The sequence below is a fragment of the Campylobacter sp. BCW_4321 genome, from assembly GCF_001763075.1.
Classification (GTDB): domain Bacteria; phylum Campylobacterota; class Campylobacteria; order Campylobacterales; family Campylobacteraceae; genus Campylobacter_D; species Campylobacter_D jejuni.
The window spans coordinates 1-5953 of sequence record NZ_MJYA01000014.1 but is presented as its reverse complement, the minus strand read 5'-3'; the positions used below and the strand labels follow the sequence as shown (position 1 = coordinate 5953).

The 5953-nt window shown below is 25.4% G+C and carries 3 protein-coding genes; all 3 read right to left on the bottom strand.

The window, feature by feature from the left end; genetic code table 11:
• On the bottom strand, nt 1-1281 hold a 1281-nt coding region (locus AJN58_RS02375), incomplete at its 3' end, for a hypothetical protein (RefSeq protein ID WP_070233300.1).
• Nucleotides 1282-1292: 11 nt separating this feature from the next.
• Nucleotides 1293-4763: a hypothetical protein gene (locus AJN58_RS02370; RefSeq protein WP_070233299.1), complete on the bottom strand. Its 3471-nt coding sequence runs from the start codon at nt 4761-4763 to the stop codon at nt 1293-1295.
• A partial coding sequence (locus AJN58_RS02365) for a hypothetical protein (protein ID WP_250540833.1) occupies nt 4760-5953 on the bottom strand: 1194 nt, incomplete at its 5' end. The genes AJN58_RS02365 and AJN58_RS02370, both read right to left, overlap by 4 nt.

The window sequence follows — 5953 nt, the reverse complement described above, 5'->3', positions numbered from 1 at the left end:
TTTAGCATAAGCTAGTATTTTAGCTCGAAGTTCTTGCGGAAAATTATATCTATAAATAGCAGGGATTCTTGGATCAAGAAGTCTATCAAGCTTATGTCTTTTATAATACCATTCTAGATTTTCAGGGGTAAAATAATAAGGGGCATTAGGATAGCCTTGAGGAGGAGTTAGGGCTGCTAATTTGGCAGTTAATATCATAGAATCTATTCTTAATTGTGCACTTTCTTCACTCCGATCATTTGGAATATCATAACCATAAGCATTTACCATGCCATTATAATACCCTCCCCTATGATGATCAAATTCTCTTCTGCTTTCATAAGTAGAATCTATATCCCTTGGATCTTTTATTTTGCCCTCAACTATATCACTTCTTAAGGCTTTATACATACTTCCAAATTCATCACGAGCAATTCTATATTTATTATAATCAATCACCCAATCTACTCCCATAATCTCATCTATAAAAGGAAGCATACCAAATTCATCAGGTTTTAAAGTCTTAGCTAAGGTTTTAATCTCTTGTTCTCTTAAAGGATTTTTATGCACTCCTACTAAACCACTTCCTACAGCAATATCTGCATAACCATAAATAGCACCTAATAAATTAGGTTTATCTAATATACTACTTCCTCCACTTAATTGTATATAAAGTATAGTAGCTTGGATAAATCTTGCATTAAAACCATTTTGAGACATATCATTAGCTAGGTATTTATAATCACCTAATATTCCTGCTGCCATACCCCATTCATTATGAAATAAACTTGATCTTAGATTATGTTTATTATCATCTACTATTCTATATAATTTTTCATATTTAGGATCTACATTTCCTTTTTCATCTACAGCTCCTATAGCTTCATAAGGTATATCTATAACAACACTTCTTATACCACTTCTTATAACTAAATATTTATATCTTTCTTTTTTAGTTTTTAAAGATTTATAATAAGCTTTTTCTGCTTTAGTCCAAGGAGCTATGCTTCCTTTGATAGGATCTTTTAAATAAATACTTTGCCAATCTTTAAATTCAAGCAAAGTAGATTTCTCCCCTGTGTGAAATTCAGGATCTAGGTATTGGGGTTGATAGTCTTTGTAGGGGGAGTTTTGTTTGATATTGTGTGCTTCAAACAAAGCTTTGGAATATTCTTGGGTGTATTTGCCTACTTCACGCCCATCTTCTCTTTTATCAAATATAATTTGATTTGTATTTTTATCAACTTCTAATATAAGTCCATTAGAAGTATAAATCTCGTAAATATCTTTATTACCACTCATTATTTATCCTTTCATCCTATATATAAACCATCTTCCATGATTATAGTAGTGGCTAGTCTGCCTATAAACTTATTAGAATAATCTTGGGATTTATTAGTATCATCGCTTTCTTCCTCATCATTTTCATTTTTTCTTTTGTTTTTTACATATTCCTCATTTATCCCCTTATACATCACTTCCAAATTATGTTGTCCTATGGCTTCTAAATTTTCCATCAATCTTCTTGCTTTTTGCCTATCTTCTATAAACTTACCTTTTTCATCTTGAGTGGTATTATAAATCCCATTTGCATATTCATATAAAATTTGTATAGTATCATTATAGGCTAAGATAGGGTGTTGTTTTATCATAGGATTTTGTGTTTTATACTCTTCTTTTCTTTGAAAATGTTCTAGCTTATATATATTACAATTTCTAAGTTCTATATTGTTTTTTTCAAAAAATTCCTTATCATTTAAGATATATTTGCCTTCATTGATTTTATCTTCCATAAAAGCACTTCTTTTTTCATCTAAAATAATATAAGATAAAAGTCTTTTTAAGGCAAATTCCCTAGCTTCACTTGAAGTTGTAGCACAAGCAATACTAGGATAATAATTAAGCCCACCCGTGCATAATAAAGAACCAAAAATAAACTCAGATAAATCAAAACTCATAAATCTAGAATTTATTAATAAAGGATAGGTTATATATTCTTCTTTTTTTACAGCTAAAGGAAAATCATAATTGTAAGTAAATTTTTCATACATTAGTTTTTCATATAAAATTTTCAATCTTTCATAATTTGTAGGCAAAAGTGTATCAATAAAAGATCCTGCTAAATTTTTTAATATATCCACGCTCAAGTCTTTACTCATTTTAATAGAAAAATCAATAGCTAATTGTTTTCTTACTTTTGATATCAAATGAATTTGCTTAGCTTTATCTAATCTTGAAAAACTCTTTGACTTTTTTAATTCACTTGCATATTCTAATTGATTAAAATAATAATAATTTGTTCCTATTTGATATAAAAAAAGCTTATTGAGTGATTTTTTACTTTTTGGATTAATTTTTATAAAACGCCCCTTAGGGCTAAGTGCATAAAATATCCCTAGTTCTTTAAAAAAATGTGCTTTAAAACTAGAAAATAATTTATTACCATAATACTTTTTATCTAAGCTTGAATCTATAAAAAATAAAATCATTTTTTTAAAAAAATCAGGCTGACTCATAAAAAATTCTGTAAAAGGAAAAAGTTGCTTAATGATGTTAAAAAAAGTAATATCTATAGATAATTTTGCAAGTTCTTTATCAAGCATAATATCTTGAATGCTTTTATCTAAATCTTTTTTTGAAGGAAGAGTTTTGTCTGTTTGTATATTTTCTTCAAATTCAATCTCCTCATCAAAACTTTCATTTAAGGTTTTTAAAAAATTTACATAAGTTTGATCTTCTTCTTCAAAATCATTTTCAAACATAGCTTTGGCTAATTCATCTAAATAAATAACTTCATCTTCTTTTTTATTTTTATTTAATTCTTTAGATAAAAAGATATAAATTTTTTTATCATTATCATAAAAATAAATATCATCAGGGATAAATGAAATATACTCATTAAAATAATTTGGTATTTTAATCTTTTGATAATTACCAATATTTGCCTGAAACAATTTATATCCCAAAGAATATTCTTGCGTAAAAGCTAAGTCTTTTTGTAAAACATACAAAGTTAAAGTCAATAAAACAACCGTTAAAGGTGAGTATTTCTTAAAATCTACATTTTCATATGTTTTAAACATTAATGTTTCTGAGTTAAGATTGGATTGTGTTTGGTCATAGCGAGAATTGATATTATCTAAATAATTATTAAAAAGCTCGACATATTCTTCTACTTTTTCTTTTTCTTTTTCGCTAATTTCTTCAAGTTCTTTAGGCAATTTAAAAAAGCTATCAATATAAGCAAAATCTTGCTTAACTTTTTCATATTCTAATCGTTCGTTTATATATTCTAATAAATAAAGTTTCATCCAAGAATATGTTTGATTATAAAAATTAAAATACCCTTTATATTTTTGATAAATCTGTCCATCAAGTTTCACAAAAGGACAAAGTTGCAATACATAATCATCTTCTTTTTTAACATCTCTTTCTATAAAATAAGAACCATAATCTCTTTTGCTAGGAAAATCGCCTTTTAATGCAAGTTTTTCATTTTTTGTAAGAGCTTTGGGGCGATTTTTTATTATTGCTCCTAATTTTTTTTGATACAAGTCCTCACAAAGTCCTGCATTGTTAAGCTGTGGTGGATTAGTAATAAGCAAATAATTTTTACCCATTTTGGTTGTATTGATTTGATCAGTATTTTTTTTATCTAATATCATTTCTACTAGCATGGAAGAATTTAAATCAGGATATTCTGCATAAAAGAAATGATTGAGTTTAGAGATATTTAAATTGATTGCTTTTTTTAATGTTGTATCAAAATTATTTAAACTAGAATTCACTAAAAGTGTATTATCTAACTTTTCATTTTCAAATTTTAGATTATTTTCTAAAAAATTATCAAAAATACCTTGAAATTCTTCATCTAAAATAACTTTATAAAAACTATTTTTATAAAGACTAATAGAAGGTACATTAGAATAAGATGAAAAATCTAATAATACTTTATCATCTATAATTAATACATCAGATAAAATTTCTTCATTGCACAAAGCGATAATAGGATAAAGCTTACTAGTAATAAGCTCTAAAAGTGGATAAGCAAAATCATAATAATATTTTTGTTCCTTATACTCTTGATACTCAGCAGAAGAATTATAAGCTTCAAATAATGTATTTACAACAAAAACATAAGGATTTTTTTTGACTAAAGAGACAGGTTTTTTAAGATTGGTTACAGAATCTAGTATATTGATAAAAAATTTTGCTATAGCTCTAATAATTTGCTTATATTCATCATCATTAGATTGAGTAATATTTTTTAAAAGTGTATTAAAAAGTGTATCTAGGGTAAGTTGTATCTTTGGTTTAATTTCTTGCTCAAAATAGTTAGATTCTTTGATATTTTTTAATAATATATTTAATTCTTTTTGAATTTCTTTTAAAAAATTTTCAATATTTTCTACATTGTTTTCATCAATAATTTTATTGAGCGTTTTATTTTCATTTTGATTAATTGCATTATTTAAAAATTTTAAATTATTAAAGATAATTTTTTTAATGCTAGATAAATTTTTATCAGAGCTAAATTTTTGTTCTTTTGTGATTTCGTCTTTATTGGCTTGATTTAAATGTATGATTTTAAAAGTTTTTGTATTATCAATTTTAAAATTATCTTCAATAGTATGTAGTGTCTTATACAAAGAATTCTTAGCTTCTTTATATCCATCAAAATCACTGCATATAAAAATAATTTTATTAGCATTTTTGGTAAGATTTTTTAACTCGATTTCTAAATTATGATTTGATGCAATTAAAGTAAAATTTTTTATTTTCATATTTTAACCCCATTTACCACCACAAATTTACAAACATAAAACTCTTGTTTTCTATCTTCATCTTCTAAGATTTCATCTAGTCCTTGTGCGATTTGAAGTTTTAAATTTTGCATTTTTGCAGGAGCTAAAAAACTAAAATGATATTCGTTTAATTCTTTATTATCTTCTAAAGCATTTTTGATGATTTTATCATACTCATGTAGCTGTGTAAAATACCCTACTCCTAAATCTTTGTTTTCAAATTCCTTATAAGCACTTTTATAAACTTTAGCAATGTTTTTTGAGATAATAAAATAAAGTTTGATTAAATTAGTATCAAAGCTAAGATTTAATTCTTTAAATTCATAATCTTTACTAAAGTCTTGTTTGAATTGATTAAGAATATTTATATCCTCTATATCTTTTAAATCTTTTAAATCTATATTAAATTCATTTAAAGCCTTATTTTGTTCTTTTTTTTCATTATTGATTAAAAGATTATAGATAGGTAAATTATCTTTTTGAAATCTATCACTTTTATAATGAAGTCTTATTATAGGTTCTTTTAACTCTATTTGATTTTTACTTTGTTCTCCTAAGCCCTCTTTAGGATTAAAGCTGTGATCAAATTTAAACTTAGTAGGAGTAAAGCTTACTTTTAAAGGAAAACCTTTATCACTAATACAAGCTGATATGAGTTCTTGTAAGATTACATATTCATTATTGACTTTCTTTTGAGATAAGGATCCTTTTACATTAACAACTTTAGTACAAGGAACACTTACACCTGCTATAGTATTAGGACAAGCTACTATACTAGAGTTTAATAAATCACTTTCTAGCATAATAGGCACACCATCATCTTTAAAAGTTTTTCCTTTGTTTGATTTAAGTATGACTTTACCTCCATGGATACATTCTAGGTTTTGATTTTCTAAAAGAGCATGAAGTTTAGCTATAGCTTGTTTTTTATCTACTTGTGTGGTTTTTTGTTCTTTTAAAGTGTTTGAAATTAAGTCTTTATACTCTAAGCTTTGTTTGCTTAAACATTCTAATTTGATATTTAAAGAATTTTCTATAATAGAATAATTAAGCAAGCAAAGTTCATCATTTTTATAAAAGATACTAAGTCTTCCTAAACCACTGCTTTCATCTTTAGGAGAAAAATAATAACTAGGTGTATCTTGTTTTATAGTATTATCTTGATCTAA

What these genes read in the sequence shown, in the direction of transcription:
- AJN58_RS02370 (WP_070233299.1), bottom strand. Translation starts at nt 4,763, where the DNA reads ATGAAAATAAAAAATTTTACTTTAATTGCATCAAATCATAATTTAGAA.